The 18,337-nt window shown below is 38.7% G+C and carries 22 protein-coding genes; 4 read left to right on the top strand and 18 right to left on the bottom strand.

The window, feature by feature from the left end; genetic code table 11:
- Positions 1–30: 30 nt before the first annotated feature.
- On the bottom strand, positions 31–1,038 hold the full coding sequence (gene gpr / locus AC6CHJ_RS05185) for a GPR endopeptidase (protein WP_147193855.1): 1,008 nt from the start codon (positions 1,036–1,038) through the stop codon (positions 31–33).
- 161 nt (positions 1,039–1,199) lie between these two features.
- On the opposite strand from gpr, the gene rpsT reads away from it, so the two are divergent.
- Entirely contained in the window at positions 1,200–1,448 is a 249-nt protein-coding gene (rpsT, locus tag AC6CHJ_RS05180; protein WP_066786268.1) for a 30S ribosomal protein S20, read from the top strand.
- Between the two features lie 123 nt (positions 1,449–1,571).
- On the opposite strand, the gene AC6CHJ_RS05175 is transcribed toward rpsT, so the two are convergent.
- From AC6CHJ_RS05175 to AC6CHJ_RS05165, 3 genes are all read right to left on the bottom strand, one after another.
- Positions 1,572–3,080, bottom strand: coding sequence for an MDR family MFS transporter (locus AC6CHJ_RS05175; RefSeq protein ID WP_498287513.1), 1,509 nt, complete (start codon positions 3,078–3,080; stop codon positions 1,572–1,574).
- Positions 3,081–3,196: 116 nt separating this feature from the next.
- Complete coding sequence (gene holA, locus AC6CHJ_RS05170; protein WP_147193858.1) at positions 3,197–4,207, bottom strand: DNA polymerase III subunit delta; 1,011 nt, start codon at positions 4,205–4,207, stop codon at positions 3,197–3,199.
- Positions 4,208–4,299: 92 nt separating this feature from the next.
- The gene (locus AC6CHJ_RS05165; protein ID WP_147193860.1) at positions 4,300–4,839 is read right to left on the bottom strand and encodes a GrpB family protein; all 540 of its coding nucleotides are present in this window, start codon (positions 4,837–4,839) and stop codon (positions 4,300–4,302) included.
- Between the two features lie 159 nt (positions 4,840–4,998).
- Between AC6CHJ_RS05165 and AC6CHJ_RS05160 the strand changes: the two genes are divergently transcribed.
- Positions 4,999–5,133: a YqzM family protein gene (locus AC6CHJ_RS05160; protein ID WP_084246865.1), complete on the top strand. Its 135-nt coding sequence runs from the start codon at positions 4,999–5,001 to the stop codon at positions 5,131–5,133.
- Between the two features lie 23 nt (positions 5,134–5,156).
- Here AC6CHJ_RS05160 and AC6CHJ_RS05155 read toward each other — a convergent pair whose 3' ends face one another.
- The 12 genes from AC6CHJ_RS05155 to AC6CHJ_RS05100 all read right to left on the bottom strand — a co-directional run bounded on the left by AC6CHJ_RS05155 (position 5,157) and on the right by AC6CHJ_RS05100 (position 14,932).
- Entirely contained in the window at positions 5,157–7,433 is a 2,277-nt protein-coding gene (locus AC6CHJ_RS05155) for a DNA internalization-related competence protein ComEC/Rec2 (RefSeq protein ID WP_498287511.1), read from the bottom strand.
- Positions 7,434–7,453: 20 nt separating this feature from the next.
- A complete protein-coding gene (locus AC6CHJ_RS05150; protein ID WP_066786247.1) occupies positions 7,454–8,035 on the bottom strand; it encodes a ComE operon protein 2 in 582 nt (193 codons plus the stop codon).
- A gap of 80 nt (positions 8,036–8,115) precedes the next feature.
- Positions 8,116–8,838: a helix-hairpin-helix domain-containing protein gene (locus AC6CHJ_RS05145; RefSeq protein ID WP_498287509.1), complete on the bottom strand. Its 723-nt coding sequence runs from the start codon at positions 8,836–8,838 to the stop codon at positions 8,116–8,118.
- Between the two features lie 69 nt (positions 8,839–8,907).
- Positions 8,908–9,645 carry a class I SAM-dependent DNA methyltransferase gene (locus AC6CHJ_RS05140; RefSeq protein WP_147193867.1) on the bottom strand — a complete coding sequence of 246 codons (738 nt, stop codon included), beginning with the start codon at positions 9,643–9,645 and terminating at the stop codon, positions 8,908–8,910.
- On the bottom strand, positions 9,642–9,992 hold the full coding sequence (gene rsfS, locus AC6CHJ_RS05135; RefSeq protein ID WP_066786237.1) for a ribosome silencing factor: 351 nt from the start codon (positions 9,990–9,992) through the stop codon (positions 9,642–9,644). The genes AC6CHJ_RS05140 and rsfS overlap by 4 nt, the downstream gene beginning before the upstream one ends.
- Positions 9,993–10,113: 121 nt before the next feature.
- Positions 10,114–10,677 carry a bis(5'-nucleosyl)-tetraphosphatase (symmetrical) YqeK gene (gene yqeK / locus AC6CHJ_RS05130; protein ID WP_498287507.1) on the bottom strand — a complete coding sequence of 188 codons (564 nt, stop codon included), beginning with the start codon at positions 10,675–10,677 and terminating at the stop codon, positions 10,114–10,116.
- Positions 10,664–11,236: a nicotinate-nucleotide adenylyltransferase gene (locus AC6CHJ_RS05125; protein ID WP_147193871.1), complete on the bottom strand. Its 573-nt coding sequence runs from the start codon at positions 11,234–11,236 to the stop codon at positions 10,664–10,666. The genes yqeK and AC6CHJ_RS05125 overlap by 14 nt, the downstream gene beginning before the upstream one ends.
- A gap of 12 nt (positions 11,237–11,248) precedes the next feature.
- A complete protein-coding gene (gene yhbY / locus AC6CHJ_RS05120; RefSeq protein ID WP_147193872.1) occupies positions 11,249–11,554 on the bottom strand; it encodes a ribosome assembly RNA-binding protein YhbY in 306 nt (101 codons plus the stop codon).
- A 4-nt stretch (positions 11,555–11,558) separates the two neighbouring features.
- The gene (aroE, locus tag AC6CHJ_RS05115) at positions 11,559–12,392 is read right to left on the bottom strand and encodes a shikimate dehydrogenase (protein WP_498287505.1); all 834 of its coding nucleotides are present in this window, start codon (positions 12,390–12,392) and stop codon (positions 11,559–11,561) included.
- Positions 12,393–12,404: 12 nt separating this feature from the next.
- Positions 12,405–13,508, bottom strand: a complete 1,104-nt coding sequence (gene yqeH, locus AC6CHJ_RS05110; RefSeq protein WP_498287504.1) for a ribosome biogenesis GTPase YqeH — start codon at positions 13,506–13,508, stop codon at positions 12,405–12,407.
- Complete coding sequence (locus AC6CHJ_RS05105) at positions 13,505–14,026, bottom strand: YqeG family HAD IIIA-type phosphatase (protein WP_147193879.1); 522 nt, start codon at positions 14,024–14,026, stop codon at positions 13,505–13,507. Before AC6CHJ_RS05105 ends, yqeH begins: the two co-directional genes overlap by 4 nt.
- A 126-nt stretch (positions 14,027–14,152) precedes the next feature.
- The gene (locus tag AC6CHJ_RS05100; RefSeq protein WP_498287502.1) at positions 14,153–14,932 is read right to left on the bottom strand and encodes a phosphatidylserine decarboxylase; all 780 of its coding nucleotides are present in this window, start codon (positions 14,930–14,932) and stop codon (positions 14,153–14,155) included.
- Positions 14,933–15,018: 86 nt separating this feature from the next.
- On the opposite strand from AC6CHJ_RS05100, the gene pssA reads away from it, so the two are divergent.
- The gene (gene pssA / locus AC6CHJ_RS05095; RefSeq protein WP_066786218.1) at positions 15,019–15,558 is read left to right on the top strand and encodes a CDP-diacylglycerol--serine O-phosphatidyltransferase; all 540 of its coding nucleotides are present in this window, start codon (positions 15,019–15,021) and stop codon (positions 15,556–15,558) included.
- A gap of 104 nt (positions 15,559–15,662) precedes the next feature.
- Positions 15,663–16,376, top strand: coding sequence for an RNA polymerase sporulation sigma factor SigK (gene sigK / locus AC6CHJ_RS05090; protein WP_066791851.1), 714 nt, complete (start codon positions 15,663–15,665; stop codon positions 16,374–16,376).
- A 258-nt stretch (positions 16,377–16,634) separates the two neighbouring features.
- On the opposite strand, the gene mtnN is transcribed toward sigK, so the two are convergent.
- Together mtnN and AC6CHJ_RS05080 are read right to left on the bottom strand one after the other, a co-directional pair.
- Positions 16,635–17,330 carry a 5'-methylthioadenosine/S-adenosylhomocysteine nucleosidase gene (gene mtnN, locus AC6CHJ_RS05085; RefSeq protein WP_066786216.1) on the bottom strand — a complete coding sequence of 232 codons (696 nt, stop codon included), beginning with the start codon at positions 17,328–17,330 and terminating at the stop codon, positions 16,635–16,637.
- A 139-nt stretch (positions 17,331–17,469) separates the two neighbouring features.
- On the bottom strand, positions 17,470–18,276 hold the full coding sequence (locus tag AC6CHJ_RS05080; protein WP_498287500.1) for a YrrS family protein: 807 nt from the start codon (positions 18,274–18,276) through the stop codon (positions 17,470–17,472).
- Positions 18,277–18,337 lie beyond the last annotated feature (61 nt).

The following is an 18,337-nucleotide window of genomic DNA, read 5'->3' as shown; positions in this document are numbered from 1 at the left end:
CTTATGAAGGAGGAGAGAGAGATAGAACCATTATGCATTACTAATCCATCGTGTACAAACACTCGATAGCATGTTGATATAAGCAGAGAGCCAATCATCAATGTTTTTTGGCGTCACAAAAAGCCGTTGCTGGCCTGTTAGAACTTCTTGGAATAGCTGAAGTCGCTCTTCTTTGTCCCACTTCACCCAATCACCAAAGATAGGCATCAGTGCCTCTGTTTGAATCTTCGTTTCTTCGTTTGGCGTATAGGCAGAAACAGATAAAGCTTTGGACGGCGACTTCCCTTCTGATATCTGTGCGGAGATATATTTGAACATGGTTTCAATTGCATCTGTTATCAATACAGGACCATCCACCACTGTTGGTAATCCAATTGCTGTGACAGGACATCCCATTGTTTCGAGCGAAATCTCTTTACGGGCATTCCCTACTCCCGCCCCAGGCTGAATGCCTGTGTTTGTAATTTGAACTGTTTTACACAGTCGTTCGCTCGAATTAGTCGCGAGAGCATCAATTGCAATGATTAAAGATGGCTTAATTCGATCCGCCAACGCTTTGACAAACTCACTCGTTTCATATCCTGTTTGCGCTGTTACGCCTGGCGCATAAATCATACATCTATCTTGGATTAGTTCATCCTGGTTGTGGAGCTGTTCAATCGTCATTGGACCCACGGCATCTGGTGTAATCGTACGATTGCCTAACCCTATTATCAATACTTTTTCAAGCGTCTCTTTTTTATGAAGTTTTTGCAGTGTTCTAATGATCGACTCTTCGAACATCTCAAGACCTTCTTGGTCATAAGGGTCTAGCGTAGGTACAGATAAAGTAACATACGTGCCCTCTTTCTTACCGATATGTTCTTCTCCTTTTTGGGATACAATAACTTCTGTGACCTTTACGATATTTTCCCACGTTTCTTTTATATCAATTCCATTAGATTCCCTTAGTGTCTCTCGCTCTTCCTCTGTCTTATGATTGATAAAGGCTGTTGTTTCATCGACTAAATCAACAGTTGACCATTTGAAATTTTCCATTCTATCACCTCTTCTTTAGTTTGACCATTGTGTCAAGTAAATATTCTTTGCTATTGTCTCTTGATTTTTATAGTAGGCATTTGCTATAATGATGCTTGTTGTATAGACACATACAGTTGAGAATTTACTCATCTCGATCCTTTTTAGGAGGTGAATTTGAAATGCCAAATATTAAATCTGCAATCAAACGCGTAAAAGTTAACACTAAAGCTAACGCACAAAACGCACAAGCTAAATCAGCAATGCGTACTGCTGTGAAAAAAGCTGACGCTGCACTAACTGCTAAAGAAGAAAACGCAAACGAACTATTAACTCTTGCTGTTAAATCTTTAGACAAAGCAGCTTCAAAAGGCTTGATCCACAAAAATGCAGCTTCTCGTCAAAAAGCTCGTTTAATGAAAAAAGCTTAATCCTTGATGGGATTCAAAAAGGCTAGAGAGAAATCTCTAGCCTTTTTTTATTGCATATCTTTTGACCATGTAAAAGGAACCGTCCCACTACGAACGGTTCCTTTATTTAATGCTAGAATTAACTTAACTATCCTTTTTTACAACTTCAACTCTATCTTTTCCCATCAATAGTACCACAATGACAGAAAGGGCAATAGGAATTAAAGCCATAGAAAATGTGAAAGTAACAGAGTCCGACAAAGCATGGACTATTTTATCAAGTATAAAACTAGGAATCTTTGCGCGTTCACTTGCTTCAAAAAGTTGCCTCGAATTATCTGTATCCGGTACATAGTTCCCATTCCCCATTCCCTTAAAGGCGTCAGTCAATTTTTGTGAAAACCCACTACTTTGTATAGCACCAAAAATGGTAATACCAAGCGTCATGCCAAACGAACGCAAGAAAGAGTTAGTTGAGTTAGCTGTCCCTCTAAAATTCGGTTCAAGGTTATGGATAGAAGCTGTCGGCAGAAGAGAGAACGAAAAGCCAACGCCAAAACCCACTAAAATCATATAAACGGTCAAAAGTAGCCTTGCTGTATCAGGCGTCAATGTACTAAGAAGATACATGCCTGCAAAATAGGATATCACAGAAATTATCATTAATCTTTGGAAGCTTGTTTTAGTAAGGAAAATACCACCCATCGCACTGCCTACTACTGACCCAAGCATCATGGGCATTAATATTAACCCTGCATTTGTTGCCGACCCGCCATAAACAGCTTGAACAAAAATGGGAATAAAAATGGTCAAAATAATAAACGTACCGCCGTATAAAAAAGCTAATATTTGTGAAGCAGCAAATAGACGTCTGCGGAAAAGCCAAAATGGTAATATTGGCTCTTTTGCTTTTATATCGAATATAATAAATGCTATAAAAAAAATTATAAATCCACTAAACAAACTGACAATTTCAATGGATAACCAATCAAACTTCTTGCCGCCTAGCTCCAATCCAAACATTAAACAGATGATTGCTGCTACGAGAGTAATTGCCCCACCCCAATCAATTTTTTGATTTTCGAGTGCTGAGGATTCTTTATAGTAGCGAAGGATGAAAAATAATGAAATAATGCCGATTGGTACATTTACATAAAACACCCAATGCCAGCTGATATACTCTGTGATGTATGCGCCCAATAACGGACCGAGCACACTAGATGCACCAAATACTGCACCCAACAATCCCGTTATTTTCCCTCGCTTCTCAGGTGGATATATATCAAACACAATCGTAAAGGCAATAGGCATTAAAGCGCCACCGCCTATACCTTGGATTGCGCGGTAAATGCTTAGTTGTGTCATTGACTGTGCAATTCCACAGAGTGCTGATCCAATTAAAAAAACGACTAATCCAAATATAAAAAATCGCTTACGTCCAAACATATCCGATAATTTTCCGAAAATCGGCATCCCTGCCATAACAGCCACCATATAAGCGGATGTTACCCAGATAAACATGTCAAAGTCCCCTAAATCCGACACAATCGTTCCCATTGCAGTTGCCACGATAGTATTGTCCATGGCGGACATCAAAATCCCTAGCAACAATCCCGCAACAACAAACCGGATATTGCTCTCTTTTGTGATCATGTATTCACTCTCCCTTCTCTAATTCACAGTATATAGTAAAAAGGATCGTGGTATCGCTATAATTTTCTCGTTTTTAAAATAGTAAAAAAGCTAGCTCAAGTAAGCTAGCTTTCCTTCTATAATGGTTTCATTAAAAAAAGTTCTAGGAACCTCTCTCGTCTACCGCTGACCGATTTTAACTTGAGGTCGACTTCACTCAGTCCATACAATGCTTTCAATAAAGCTTCTTCCGATATATTTCTCCTGTCTTCTACTATACGTTTGATCCGATAAGGATTGACCTTTAACTGCTTGGCGATTTGTCCTGAATGATAACCTTTTTTCAATAAATAATAGACATTGGACATCAACCTAATTTGTGAAGCTAAAAGCGCAACAAGCATAATAGGTTCTTGCTTTTGCCTTATTAAATCGTGATAAATAGAGAGCGCTTCAGAAACATCATGGCGGATATAAGCATTCAACATTTTAAATGCATCCTGTTCCAATGTCTTTGAAACGAGTTCCTCCACTAAAGAAGCTGTGATAGTTGTTTCTTCACCAAGATATAAGCAAATTTTATCTACTTCTGATTTCAGATGAAGCATATCCAAGCCAACGAGTTCAATTAGTTTAGCTGTTGCTTCATCTTCAATTAACTTGCCAAAACCGGCTACCTCATGTTGCACCCAAACAGCCAAATCATGCTCTTTCGGGGTTTCAGCTAACAAATATACCGCATGCTCTTTCATTTGCTTTGTGACCTTTTTTCGTTCATCTAACTTTTCATACGGTGCAATAAAAATTGTCACAGATGTGTCTGATGGAAATTCTAACCACCTAGCAAGCCGAGTCAAATCATGTTGGATTTTTTCTTTTGTTTTATCCGTTGCCTTTAAAAACGAGGCATTCTTTGCAATAATCAACTTCTTGCTTGAGAAAAAAGGAATCGTATCTGACTCATCAATTACTAGATCTACTGGCTTCTCATCCAAATCAATTGTAACTGATTCAACCTCTCCTTCTTCTTCTAACTTATCTTTGATTCTGCGTATCGTTTCGTCTATATAATAAGATTCGAGGCCCGCTAAAAGATAAACAGACGCCAATTTTCCTTTTTGAATATCTGCCCATAATTTTGAAAACATAATGATACTCCCCCTACTACTGCTCCTTTAAGTATACATGGGTTTTGGTGGATATGCACTGTCTTCGCTAAGGATATGGATAGTAGATTTCTTTAATTGTTATTTCTTATACTAAGTATATTCTTTACAAAGTCTTCTTTATACTTTGTATAATCATTAATATTTAACCCTGTAGCTGTATTATTAATATATTCTTGTTTCAGCTTCATATAGCGATGTTTAACTTCTTCATTCGCATTTAAATAATCCCTAAAGAAAAGAAGATTATTCCAAAGATCTTTTTGATAATCAACCAAATGTATAAAGTGGGTTTTTTCTTGATAAGTATCATCCGTAAACTTAGCCAACACCTTTTCTTCAGGCCGTTCTACTTTCAACCTTAAAAAACCAACTTTTGAAAAGTCTCTAAGCAATGATTCATCTACTTTTTTTAGATTGTCTACTCCTACTAAAATATCAATGATTGGCTTGGCAGGCATATCTTTAATTGCCGTACTGCCGATATGCTCGATACGCTCTGCAGCTAGACCTGTTTGTTCTTCTATAGCTTTCCGAGTTTGCTGGAACTCTTCATTCCATTCAAGCGAATAATCTACCAACTTTATTTCATCCCGCTTCAATCCTAACTTCATGTAATAACTCCTAATAAACTGTTTAAGTTTAAATTTAGTTGACATATCACTACATTAAGCCCTATTTTAAATCTATTGCGGAGAACGCCATTTTCCGCATTCAATCTAGATTTTTCACAGCCATTACCGTATAATTAAATCGAACTAGGAGGGATAGTAATGAATCCATTTGAACAAGAGGTACAAAGCAAAAGAAATGACGCGATCGATTCAGGCGTTGGATTCGGCGTATCATTCGCATTCTTCGCAATCATGTTCATCATCGCAACAGTTATTGAGTATGTGAATTTATAAGTCCTTATTCCGAAAAAGCTTTGTCATTTGGACAAAGCTTTTTTCTTTTCAAGAAACTCTGCCGTTGTATGGATTTGCCATGAATCTTCTTTGACTGACACCTCGATTGATCCTGATTCCGCTGTGTTTAAAGTAGTATAACCTAATCTTTGATAACGATCGACCACTTCCTGGCTCGGATGACGATACCGATTATTTAAGCCTGTAGAGAATATGGTAAGCAAAGGCTTTGTTATATTCAAAAAAGGCTCCGAGCTTGACGTTTTGCTTCCATGATGGCCAGCTTTTAATATCGTTAGTCCCGCTATATCCGCTACACTATTTCCGATGAGCTGCTTCTCCCCCAACTCTTCTAAATCACCAGTAAAAACGGTTTTAAATTCGCCAAACTTTAGCAGCAGTACAAGAGAGTCATTATTACCCTCATAATTAGTATCAGTTGGTGAAATATATTTGATTTCAGTATGGTTTTCTGCCCAGCTATAACCTGCCATTCTTTCTTTTAGAGGAATTCTTTTTTCTTTAACGAGCTTAAGAACCTCTCCCATCACTGCCTTCTCCCAAGAGTTTGGACTTATGTGTATTTCTTTCACATGCAATTCCTCAATTACTTCTTCCGCACCTTCAACATGGTCTGCATCTGCGTGCGTTAAAATCATTGCATCCACTGAGCGTATCCCTCGACCTTTTAAATAGGGGACCACCACCTTCCTACCTACTTCATACTCATTCTTAGGTTCCTTCCATTTTTCTTGGCCAAAACGAAGTAATCCGCCTGTATCAATTACATATACTTTTTTGCGATATGGCAGTTCAATCACTGCGCTATCCCCTTGACCAACGTTTAAATAAGTAATGCGTAAATCTCGGTGCAAGCTTGAAGCAAAATGAATGATCAAAACCGGGAATAAAATCCATGCAGCTGCTCGGACAAAGTATTTTTTCTCTATATAAACAAATGCAGTTAATACACCTATCATTGCTAAGACACAAAGAAGAATGTCCGGCCTGCCCGACACCCACATTTGATATGGTATTTCCTTGAAAAACAAAATCCCTGAGGTTAACCATGTTCTCAGAGGTTCATATACTGCAAAAATTAGATTAGAAAGAGGTAAAGATATACCTGTTAATACAAGCATAATTAGATTAATAGGCAAAATCACAAACGAAAATAGGGGTACGAACACAAGATTGGCCACGAATGAAGAAAGGCTCAGCTCGAAAAAGTGGTAAATCAATAAAGGGTAGACTAATAGCTGACAGACAAATGTCATATAAAATGATTGGAGCAATACATGATTTGAAGATTGTAAAACCCTACTTGAATAAATTAGCGCAGCTGTCGCCAAATATGACAATTGAAACCCGATTTGAAATACCATGGCTGGCTGATAGGCAAGAAGTAAAATGAAACTTATAGAAAGTGCATCATCTACCGTTAATAATGATTTGCTTGCTCGACTAATCATCATTATTTCTACCACAGTCACAGAACGCCATACCGAAGGGGCCCCACCAGCTAGACAAGCATACAGCGGCAGAACAATCATAATAGCCAGTGTTGCATGTTCTTTGCGGACATGGCACCTCAGCATTATCTCAAAAAGCAATAGCGTGATAAGGGCAACATGCAACCCAGAAATAGCGAATAAGTGTGTGATGCCCAGTTTTTGATAAGCACGACTGAGATCTTCATCCACATTCCCTTGGTCACCAATAATAAGTGCCTCTGCTTCAGCTGCTAAACGTTTAGGGAATGTCCTTTCTATATGCTTTTTAACTTTTAATCGTTGCTGTGCCAAAACAGAAGAAATACTTTTCTTTTTTCCGATATATTCAGCTTGTTCAATTTCATAAATGCCTATAGCACCTTGACTCTTCAGGTACTCATCCATTGAAAAAGCATATTGATGCGCAGGCATATTAGCTGGCGTAAGTTTTCCTTTAACACGGAACATAGCCCCACTTAAAGAAATATTTTCGTATTTTTCTTTCTCTTCTTTGTTTGAAAACGTCATGACCGCATAAATTTTGGCACCACTGTCCGTTTTGGAAAAGCCACGCAATTTAGCGCCATTAATTGTATAGGTACCAGTCCATGTAATCACCGCATGCTCTGGAATATGTTCTTTTAAATCTTCATTTCGATTCTTTGTATAAAAAAAGGCAGAAAAAGAAAAAACGGCGATAATGGCAAGAAGCCATGTTTTTTCATTTTTCCACCATAGAAAACAGCTATACGGAACGAATAGCCAAAGAAGAAAGCTATCTTTAAATGCTGCTAGAACAGCAAGCATAATAGCTAGAGCTATATATATTAATTTATGTCTAAAAGAGAATGGCCAAATAATTCTTCCACCTTCTGTTCATAAGGGGCCAATTCTTCAGGCGTTGCACCATGTTCACGCAATTTAGTAAGCATGTCCATATAGAGCATCATTTTTTCATCACTTAAAAAATCTATTTTTCTCTCATCAAAAGGTACATGTACGACATTCACCTTGGCTTGCGCCAACAATTCGATGGCGTACGGGTTATTCTTGTAGTCTGTTGCATAGTATAAGTTTTGGATGCCTGCTTGTATGATAGATTTGGTACATGGCAAACAAGGAAAATGCGTCACATAGAGATCTGCTCCTTTTGTCGGCGTTCCATATTTCGCACATTGCAACAAAGCATTAACCTCAGCATGCACTGTTCTAACGCAATGATTGTCCACTACATAGCACCCATTATCGATGCAATGGTCATCTCCGGAAATCGAACCATTATAACCTCCAGCAATAATTCGTTTCTCACGGACTATCGTAGCCCCTACTGATAATCTTGTACATGTACTTCTAAGTGCAAGCAAATGGCTTTGCGCCATGAAAAATTGGTTCCACGTGATTCGCTCCATATTATTGCCTCCTGTAATTATTACTTATTATATTCAGTGTAATTTTTAGAGACATCTTTTTCAACAGGCAAACGGGCTATTTAATTGACTGTTATTTGATCTTGTAGCGATTCAAATGTTTTGTCACCAATTCCCGTTACATTTTTTAAATCTTCAATCGTTTGAAAAGATCCATTTTCTGTCCGATAAGCAAGGATAGCTTGGGCTTTTGCAGGACCAATACCATTTAGGGTTTGCAAAACTGATTCATCTGCAGTATTGAGATTGACTAAATCTGAAGTACTTTGGCTACCACCGCTTGGACTGCTAGTATTGATAGACGGCTGGACTGCGGTTTTGTCATTTGATGCAATGGCCAGCACTTCTTCCACCTCTTCGCCTGTTTTGGGCACGTAAATAACCATCTCATCCTGCAACTTTTGAGCATGATTGATTTGCTTAGATTGTGCATTCTTAGCATATCCTCCAGCCAGCTGAATAGCATCTATAACGCGACTATCACCATCCAGCTTGTAGACCCCTGGATTTTTGACCGCTCCTTTGACATCTACCATTATGGATGTAGACGCTACGATTTCAGGTTTTTCAATCGATGTGCTATTTGATTTACCATTTGCATGATCAGCATTATTTGGTTCGTTTAATTCGTTTGTTTTTTCAGCACGGGAAAATAAGTCGTCCTGTGGGGGTGTGGACGATTGTTTGGAAAAGTATATAAAAGTAAAGAAAAAAATAACGATGGCTATGGGGATGCCAAATTTTTTGCCATTTTTCTTCAAAAAAGAAGGAATTAGTCCGCACATCCTTTCTTTTTCAGAAGGCAATATACGAAGCTAATTCCAGTATATAGGATATTCATTTTTTTGAAAAGACTATTTTACAGCCCGGAAGAAAATTCTTTCAGAAAATTCTACAGGCTCTTTTTCAGCAAAATCAGCTGTGATGAAGATATCCTGAAAGCCGGCTTCTTTGAGCATATTGTTATACATTTCAATATCAAATGTACGCTGTGTATGAAATTCTTCAAATCTTTCATAATACCCATTATCTAGTTGGGAATAGAAAACAAGATCATGATGGACAGAATGAGGTTCTTCACCTTTTTCAGTCATCCACAAATAGCTGACTTCTCCGTCATCATAAGTGAAAGGAGAGTCCATAAAAAGTTCATCCATTTTGTAAATTGAATGCACATCAAAAAACAGCTGTCCGCCGCTTTTCAATGATTCATATATACGCTTAAGTGTTTCTCTTACCGCATCTTCTTCTAGAACATAGTTGATAGAATCTATCGGAATCGTAATGACATCGAGATCGTTGAAACCCTCAAGCTCATCCATGGACATGCAATAGAGAGGAATATCAAGGCCTGCTTCTGCAAAGTTTTGAGAAGCTACCATTAGCATATCTTCAGAAAGATCGATGCCGCTAACTTTATAGCCAAGAGCCGCAAATTTTGCGGCCATTGTCCCTGTACCGCAGCCAATATCCAAGAGATTGGGATAAGAGGCAGGCGACGCATGTGAAGTGACCCAATTGACATATTCATCATATGGAACGTCTGTCATTAAGCCATCATAGACTTGTGCGAATTGTGAGTAGCTACTCATTCTGGATCCACTGCTACAAATTTTTCAGGCGCGTCTCCCCATAGACGTTCTAAGTTATAGTAAGCGCGTTCGTCCTTGTGGAAAACATGACATACCACTTCACCTAGATCTACTAAAATCCATCGAGCCGAATCAAAACCTTCAAGCCTTTTTACTTCATAGCCTGCTTTATGAGCAACATCTGCGATTTCACGCGCAATTGCTTGGGTTTGGCGATCGGAGTTACCATGGCAAATTAAGAAGTAATCCGCCAAAAGTGAAATACCCTCCATATTTAACGCAACTATATCTTCTGCTCTTTTGTCATCACAAGCTTTAAAAGCAATTTCTAATAAATTATTTGCCATATATTTGTTTTCCTTCTTTCCTTTGACTTTACGCCAAAACATATACTTATGTTACGCAAGTTTTGTTTATATTAACCGTTGATTTAAGTAAGAGGTTGCTGAAAATTTCTTATATATTACTTCATCTTTTTTGCAATATATCATTGTAGCATTCGAAAGAATCTGGGAACACAGGTTGACCCTTGCTGATAAGAAACCCAATTGAGTGCGTAATACATTCACTCATTAGTTCATCTAAAGGTAGCTCTTGTGCAGCTTTCCTCAACTCTTCAACACCTGAAAATTGACGGTTCGGTTCAATCATATCAGCGATATAAATGATTTTTTCTAAATCACTCATGTTAGCGCGCCCTGTTGTATGGTAGCGAATCGCATTGAGCACATCTTCATCTTCTACATGGAATTCTTTTTGTGCAACATAAGCACCTACAGGACCATGCCATAATTCATGGTGGTAATCAAGCAGTAATGGATTCATGTTCTCGCCTTTAATAACTTCCTTCATCCAAACACGGTCCGCATATTTGCATGAGTCATGCAGAATCCCCGCTGTTTCCGCTTTTTTTGTATCTAAATTGAAGCGCGTTGCTAATTCGATTGCTGTGTCTGCAACGCCAATAGTGTGGATATATCGACGCTCAGGCATACGGTCTTTCATTGCAGCTAATAATTCATTTCGTCCCATATAAACCTTCCTTTCGTATATACTCCTCCACCGCAGGCGGCACTATAAATGTAACTGGTTTCCCTGCATGTAATCGCTCGCGAATCATCGTTGAAGATAAATCCACCATCGGCGCCTCAATCTTTTGCACAGGCAACGACGTGCTACCAACTGAACCAGGGCGGTGTACACCAACAAAATGGACTAGCTTTGTCAATTCCTCAATATGATACCACTCATCCAACATATCTATCATATCTCCGCCAATGATAAAATAAAACTCTACTTCTGGCTCTAATGCTGTTAAAGCCCTTAACGTATCATATGAGTAAGATACGCCGCCATGCTTGATTTCATACGGTTCTACCGTAAAATGAGGAACCATCTCTGCAGCGAGTTCTGTCATATGAAATCGCTGTTCTGCTGTTGCATCTTCTGGTTTAACTTTATGCGGTGGTATTGCATTTGGCATGAGGCGCACTTCATCTAAATTAAGCGCATAATACGCTTCATTAGCCATGATTAAATGCGCAATATGCGGCGGATTAAAAGTGCCGCCGAGAAGCCCTACTTTTTTCATGAAATCAAATCCTTATTTTGCTTTTGGCAATTCGATTTTGCGATGTTCACGTTTTGATGCTTGTTTATATAAAACAACTGTAAGACCAATCAATTGAACAAGTTCTGCATTTGTGCCTGAAGCTAATTGTTCTGCCACATCATGCTTATCTTCTTCACAGTTGTCTAAAATACGTACTTTTAATAATTCACGCACTTCTAATGCTTGCTTAATTTGTACAAGCATTGCTTCATTAACACCGCCTTTGCCCACTTGAAAGATCGGCTGTAATGAATGTGCTTCTGCACGTAAAAATCTTTTTTGTTTACCTGTTAACATAAAATCAATTTCCTCCTATTTGCCGAAGCAAAAGTTCTTCTACATCTTTCGCATTCGGGTACGAGCCCATCCAGTAACTGTAACTAAGCGCACCCTGATGGATAAACATGCCTAGTCCTGTCACAATGGTGGCTCCTGATCGCTTTGCTTCTTTTAAAAATGGCGTCATCATTGGATTATACACAATATCTGCCACAATTGCAGTCTTAGACAGCCGTTTAAGCCCAATGGGCATTGAAAATTCACTTTTATTTAAACCTGCGGCCGTCGTTTGGATAATAATATCATATCGATCCAAATCCTCTGATGCTCTCTCTAAGGTAAGCGCCTTATCCTCTATATCCAAATCATCACAAATAGCCTGTGCCTTGCTGATAGTACGATTGGCAATATTAATTTGCCTATATCCAGTTTGTTTTAAAGCAAACGCAATGCCCCGAGCTGCCCCGCCCGCTCCAATTAGCAAGACAGACTTATGGCGATGGTCTATGCCAACTGCTTCTTCTAAAGAACGTACAAAGCCAAGCCCGTCCGTATTATAACCTTTATACCGACCATCCTGCATCCTTACGACTGTATTAACCGCACCCATCTGTGCAGCTGTGTCATCAATCTCATCAAGCAATGGAATAATGGATTCTTTATGTGGTATTGTCACATTCCAGCCGCTGCAGCCAAGTAGTTTTAATGAAGTCACGGCTGCTTCTAAATTTTCTGGCAATACATGAACTGGGATATAGCTTGCATTTTTGCCCTCTTTTTCAATCCACGTACTATGCATTAAAGGTGACATAGAATGCTCAATGGGATTCCCTATAACGGCATACCATTTCTTCATCTTAGTTCCTCCCTATATCAATGACGGGCGAACTTGCACTTCGACTCCCTCTGGTGCGTATGCCGCAATTACGACATTTGGATCTTGTATTGTAATCCAGCCAAGCCCAGAAAAAACAATATCAGTTTTCGCTTCTTTAATTGAAAATTCATGGCGTACCAATTTCGGAAGTGCATCCATATGTTGCTTTATAGGCGGTGATAGCAGCTCGCCTTTATGGTTTTCGTAAAGTTCATCTGCATTTTCGAGCTTAGTACGATGAATCATCAGTTCATTAGCAATATGCACTGTAAAGGCTGCTCTCTCGCCTTTAATAAAATCAAATCGCGCAAGCGCGCCGATAAATAGAGTTTGCGCCGGATTTAATTGAAATACCTTTGGTTTAATTTCTTTTTTGGGCATAATATATTTAAGCTCTGATGGATCTAAGTAATGCGCCATTTGATGATGATTGATAATACCCGGCGTGTCATAAATAGCTTGTCCATCTTCTAATGGGATTTCAATCATGTCTAGCGTAGTGCCAGGGAAATAAGAAGTAGTGATGATATCCCCTGCTCCTGTTGCTCTTTTAATAATTCGGTTAATGAATGTAGATTTCCCTACATTTGTACACCCAACAACGAAAACATCTTGTCCATTACGATAATTCTCTATTGCTTCTATCGCTTCTTCCATACCGCTGCCTTTATGCGCACTGACAAGCAAGACATCGATTGGTTTTAGCCCAAGCGCTTTTGCTTCTCTTTTCAGCCAATTAATCACTTTTTGCTTTTTCACTGATTTTGGTAGCAAGTCCGCTTTATTTGCGATGAGGAGTACCGGATTATTGCCAACAAAACGGTGTAATCCAGGTAACCAGCTCCCATTAAAATCAAATATATCTACAATTTTTACGATTAAGCCTTTTTGAGTACCAAGGCCGTTTAAGATGCGCAAAAAGTCGTCATCTGTCAAAGAAACAGGCTGAAGCTCATTGTAATTCTTGAGACGGAAACAGCGCTGGCATATGATTTCTTCTTTCTCTAACGTTGCTGCAGGAGCATATCCTGGTGCATTTTTATCTTCAGTTTGGATGGTAGTACCACAGCCAATACATTGTGGCATGTCTTTCATTCTTTTTCCTCCCACGTTTTAATTCCTTTTTTGCTTAAATATTTAAAAACACGGCGTTCGATGAAACGATTGAATCGTGTAACAAATCCGTCCGATTGTGCGACAGGCTTTACTAAAATCGTATATAACCTACTACGATTTGCTCCCATCATATCTGTGAGCATTTGGTCTCCCAGCATGAGCACTTCTTCAGGTCTCATATCAAGTAATGCAAGAGCACGTTTAAAACCCTTGCCAAGCGGTTTTTGCGCTTGGAAAATATATGGAATTCCGACCGGATCTGCAAATTTTTTGACGCGTGCCTCTTTATTATTCGACAGAATGACAACCTGTATTCCAGCATCCTTCATCTGTTGAAACCAGGCAATTAAGTCCTCTGTAGCATCTGCACGATCCCATTCGATTAATGTGTTGTCTAGATCTGTAATAATCCCTCGAATGCCTTTTTCTTTCAGCTTTTCCGGCGTAATATCAAACACCGAAAGTGCAAATTCGTGTGGCATAATCAATTTGTACATTTTTTCCTCCAATAAATCTATTCTCCTGCATTTACAGGCGGTTCCCCTAACAAATATATATGCTCAAGAAGCTAAGAAGGGGTGAACCTCCCGTAAAAGCCCAATGGTTTATCTACGCTCTACAAATTATAGCATATGTGCAAATGCTTGACCCACTTGGATCTTTTGTCCGGGAACAGTTTGTTCTAAGAATTCTGCGCTATTGGGTTCAAAAAGCATCACAACGGTTGACCCAAAACTGAAGAATCCTACTTCTTCTCCTTTTTTCCACTCTGTTGTTGTATTCGTCAAATGAATGGAATTCACGAACATGGCACCAACTTTAATGAACGCGCAAGTGGCACCGTTTGCTGTTTGTAGCTCTGTGATTTGTCGGTAGTTTTTTGAAATCGGCTGATCCCCATAAGTCAATCCTAAAGAATTAACGGGATAAGATTTTCTTCCAAGTGTAAATTGTTTTATCACTTCACCATCAATCGGACTATGAAGCCTATGATAATCCGCCGGACTAAGGTAAAACACAATGTATTTTCCATTGATATACTTTGCAATATTTTCTTCTTTGCCTAGTAGATCAACAAGGTTGTACTTTTTTTCCTTCACCAAAAATATACTGTTTTCTACAATATCGCCGCAGGATTCAATTTTTCCATCAACTGGGCTTGTATACAATTCAGCTCCTTCTGCAATCGGCCGAGCACCCTGTTTTAATTTCCGAGTGAAAAAGTCATGTAGATTGTGGTATGTGTTATTTTCCGTTTCTTGCGTATCAATTCCATATAATCGTATATAGGAAGAAATTATTCTTTTGCTAAAGCGAGAACCAGCTATTCCTCGCAGTATCGTAGACGACCACCTGCCGTTTGTTAATTCTACAAGTGACCGGTAATATTTTTCTCGTAACATTGACAACCCTCATTTTAAAAAAGTTTTACACTCCCAATTAAAAGAAGTATAATATTGTAATACTGAACATAAAGGAATGATGTCCATTGTTTTTAATTGAAGTAGTGGATACCACAATTAAAAAAATGAAAGCACACTTAGCTAATACTATCACACTAGGGAATATCTCATTCGGCGGCGCCTCTATTATGGCAACCATCCATGAGTCCTTTAATTATGCTGTATTGTTTATTTTCATAGCTGCATTTTTGGATCGTTACGATGGCAAAGTGGCACGGAAATTCAATCAAGAATCAGAGCTAGGAAAACAATTGGACTCCATGAGTGATATTATATCATTTGGTGTGGCTCCAGCGATATTAATGTATGAAATGACACTTGTCCATTTTGGCACGATCGGTATGATTGTCGCTGTATTATATATTGCATGCGGTGCATTTAGGCTGGCTCGTTTCAATATTACAGAATCCAATGGTTATTTCAGCGGTCTGCCAATTACCGCATCTGGTGCTATCTTAACGTTAACATTTTTCTTCATACCGGTATTATCCCCAGTTTTTTATATGTTTTTATTCCCACTTCTATCAGTTCTTATGATTAGCACGTTTACATTAAAGAAGGTTTAATTTGGCGAATAAGTATGACCTGCATTTGCAGGTCATTTTTTTGTTGTAAAATGACTTCTCTTGTCATATGATGTGTTACTCACATGTAAGGAAGGATGACGACAATTAGCTCCCTTTTAACAGCCATCATGCAACTGTGGGTCGATCTCCCCGTCTTACTTGGCTATTTAAAAGGCCAATCGTTTCCGCAACCCTTTTCAAAAGAGGAAGAAGCCGAGTGTCTCGAACGGTATATGAATGGCGATGAATCTGCAAAACTTGAACTCATTGAAAGAAATATGAGGCTTGTTGCGCATGTCGTCAAAAAATTCCATCCGAAACACGAACAGCTTGATGACTATATTTCCATTGGGACGATTGGGTTAATGAAAGCGGTCGCAAGCTTTACGCCGCAGAAAAAGACGAGGCTTGCTACATATGCAGCTCGTTGTATAGAAAATGAAATACTAATGCATTTAAGAAGCCAGAAAAAAGTTCAAAAAGACGTGTCTTTACACGAAACCATCGGCTCTGACAAAGATGGTAACCCGCTAGAAATTGCAGATTTTTTGCAAAGCGATGAACCTTCCACCGAACAACAGATTGAAAGGTGTGAAGAAGAGCAGCTTTTATATGAGCATCTAGATTTATTAGATGACCGTGAATTAAGCATTATTCAACAGCGCTATGGACTCGGCCAGCAAGAACCCAAAACCCAGAAGGAAATTGCAAAAGACATGAATATATCCAGAAGCTATGTTAGCCGCATTGAAAAACGTGCACTAGTCAAACTGTACCAGCATTTAAAAAAGAAAAATCATCGAAATTTCGAGCAATAAAAAAGAACTGCCATATATATGGCAGTTCTTTTCTATCTTTAAGATTCATTCATTCGGAAACTTCTGATACCATTATAAGGCTTAATACTGCTGTAATTGCCATAGCCGCCGCCATAATAAAAGTCATGAGAATCCCTCCCGCATCCTAAGTATGTAAGTATCTGTTGCTTTTATCTTACCACTTAAAAGAAGGCTTTGAATGGAACATTATGAACAACTGCTGTCTAAATTTTGGATAAATTGTGTCAGGCCACTGCCTTACGCTAACTTTGAAATAACCTTCAAAACAATCTCTGTTGAATGTTTTGCTGCTACTTGTAAAAATTCATCAAAGCTGATTGCAGATTCTTTGCCAGCAATATCAGAAAGAGCACGAATGACCACAAAAGGAGTATCAAATTGATAGCAAACTTGCGCTACAGCAGCTGCTTCCATCTCAACAGCTTTCATTGATTTAAAATCCCCACGTACTTTTTCCACACGAACAGGATCGTTCATAAACGAGTCGCCCGTTGTGATCAGACCAACTGCAAATTGGTGCTCGCCTATTTCTGTTACGGCTTCTTTCGCGATTTCGATTAGTTTTTGATCTGATTGGAACATAGCTGGCATTTGTGGAACTTGTCCGATTTCATAGCCGAAAATAGTAGCATCCACATCATGATGCCTTACTTCGTCTGAAATAACTATTGCACCGATATCAAGATTTTCATCATAGCCGCCTGCAGATCCTGTATTAATGACAATATCCGGTTTGTATTCATGCAGTAGCAATGTAGTTGTCATGGCTGCATTGACCTTGCCAATCCCGCTCTTCAGAAGGATGACATCATGGCCTGCGTATGTACCTGTCGTAAATTCACTATGCGCCATAGTTCGGCTCTCCGTATTTTCTAGTGTGTTTCTTAAATATTCTACTTCTTCTTCCATTGCGCCAATGACAGCAATTCTCATTTTTATACTTCCTTTCTTAAGTTAAATCTACTCCATGCTGGGCCGTAATCTTCCCATATGAGATAGTCACTTATACCGCTTATTATATTACAACATAAAGAATGGCGATGCCTCACTTATAGGGGGCATCGCACATATTTTAATAAGCGCCTTGATGTGTTTTTAAGACTTCCAATTTAGTTGGTTTCCAACCTTTATTAGGAATCCACTCCATTGAAACACGATAGTTCTTGGTCTTGTCATTTGAAGAAACAATTCCGATTGACGTATTCGGGCTACCACCGTTCTTAACATACCATATAATCATATCATTTTCATCTAAGCCTGTCGTATGAGCAATCGTTTTTATTTTTTCGTTCCAATCAAGTGAACCTTTTGTATAGCTTGAATTATGGACATCGCTGGATTCTTTTTGTTTTGTTTTAGTTGGCTTCCATTTTGAATCGGTAACAACTTTTTTCACGTTTGGATCGTTAGATTCTTCGACTTTAGCCGTATGACTGTATTGGTCACTGTCTTTCTTACTTTCTTCATTATCTTGTGTTTCATCTGAAGCTGAATTATTATCTTCATCACTAGCAGTCTCTTCTTGTTCACTAGACGAATTATCGTCTTCCGCTTGTGCATCACTTTCTTCTTCAGATGCGTCTGCTTTTTCTTTCTTGGCCTCTTCCGCTTGTTTTGCTTTCTCTTTTTCTAGCTCTTTTGAATCTTTTTCTACTATATTATCTTTTTCGGATTCATTTTCTTGCGGTGTTTGTTGGGCAACTTTATCACTTTTAGTGTCTTTGTTATGCGAGCCGCCAATGACAATGAAGCCAGCTACAACGAGTATAAGTGCAGCTACAACACCAATTAACACATTCAATATTTTATCCATTTTCTTTTTATCTGTGTTTTTTGGTTTTTTGCCATTCGGATTATATCGGCGTCCAATTTCAGCCATAAGTCTCCCCCTTACTTCTTTACATGATGACGCGCATCATCTGGTTTGGTTTCTTAATACT

This window comes from Rummeliibacillus sp. GQ308 (assembly GCF_059759115.1).
Note: the sequence above shows the minus strand (reverse complement) of the source record. Positions and strands in the feature narration are given on the sequence as shown.

Excerpts from the sequence above, each read along its gene's own strand:
- gpr (WP_147193855.1), bottom strand. The coding sequence starts at position 1,038 with ATGGAAAATTTCAAATGGTCAACTGTTGATTTAGTCGATGAAACAACA.
- rpsT (WP_066786268.1), top strand. The coding sequence starts at position 1,200 with ATGCCAAATATTAAATCTGCAATCAAACGCGTAAAAGTTAACACTAAA.
- AC6CHJ_RS05175 (WP_498287513.1), bottom strand. The coding sequence starts at position 3,080 with ATGATCACAAAAGAGAGCAATATCCGGTTTGTTGTTGCGGGATTGTTG.
- holA (WP_147193858.1), bottom strand. The coding sequence starts at position 4,207 with ATGTTTTCAAAATTATGGGCAGATATTCAAAAAGGAAAATTGGCGTCT.
- AC6CHJ_RS05165 (WP_147193860.1), bottom strand. The coding sequence starts at position 4,839 with ATGAAGTTAGGATTGAAGCGGGATGAAATAAAGTTGGTAGATTATTCG.
- AC6CHJ_RS05160 (WP_084246865.1), top strand. The coding sequence starts at position 4,999 with ATGAATCCATTTGAACAAGAGGTACAAAGCAAAAGAAATGACGCGATC.
- AC6CHJ_RS05155 (WP_498287511.1), bottom strand. The coding sequence starts at position 7,433 with ATGCTTGCTGTTCTAGCAGCATTTAAAGATAGCTTTCTTCTTTGGCTA.
- AC6CHJ_RS05150 (WP_066786247.1), bottom strand. The coding sequence starts at position 8,035 with ATGGAGCGAATCACGTGGAACCAATTTTTCATGGCGCAAAGCCATTTG.
- AC6CHJ_RS05145 (WP_498287509.1), bottom strand. The coding sequence starts at position 8,838 with ATGTGCGGACTAATTCCTTCTTTTTTGAAGAAAAATGGCAAAAAATTT.
- AC6CHJ_RS05140 (WP_147193867.1), bottom strand. The coding sequence starts at position 9,645 with ATGAGTAGCTACTCACAATTCGCACAAGTCTATGATGGCTTAATGACA.
- rsfS (WP_066786237.1), bottom strand. The coding sequence starts at position 9,992 with ATGGCAAATAATTTATTAGAAATTGCTTTTAAAGCTTGTGATGACAAA.
- yqeK (WP_498287507.1), bottom strand. The coding sequence starts at position 10,677 with ATGGGACGAAATGAATTATTAGCTGCAATGAAAGACCGTATGCCTGAG.
- AC6CHJ_RS05125 (WP_147193871.1), bottom strand. The coding sequence starts at position 11,236 with ATGAAAAAAGTAGGGCTTCTCGGCGGCACTTTTAATCCGCCGCATATT.
- yhbY (WP_147193872.1), bottom strand. The coding sequence starts at position 11,554 with ATGTTAACAGGTAAACAAAAAAGATTTTTACGTGCAGAAGCACATTCA.
- aroE (WP_498287505.1), bottom strand. The coding sequence starts at position 12,392 with ATGAAGAAATGGTATGCCGTTATAGGGAATCCCATTGAGCATTCTATG.
- yqeH (WP_498287504.1), bottom strand. The coding sequence starts at position 13,508 with ATGAAAGACATGCCACAATGTATTGGCTGTGGTACTACCATCCAAACT.
- AC6CHJ_RS05105 (WP_147193879.1), bottom strand. The coding sequence starts at position 14,026 with ATGTACAAATTGATTATGCCACACGAATTTGCACTTTCGGTGTTTGAT.
- AC6CHJ_RS05100 (WP_498287502.1), bottom strand. The coding sequence starts at position 14,932 with ATGTTACGAGAAAAATATTACCGGTCACTTGTAGAATTAACAAACGGC.
- mtnN (WP_066786216.1), bottom strand. The coding sequence starts at position 17,330 with ATGAGAATTGCTGTCATTGGCGCAATGGAAGAAGAAGTAGAATATTTA.
- AC6CHJ_RS05080 (WP_498287500.1), bottom strand. The coding sequence starts at position 18,276 with ATGGCTGAAATTGGACGCCGATATAATCCGAATGGCAAAAAACCAAAA.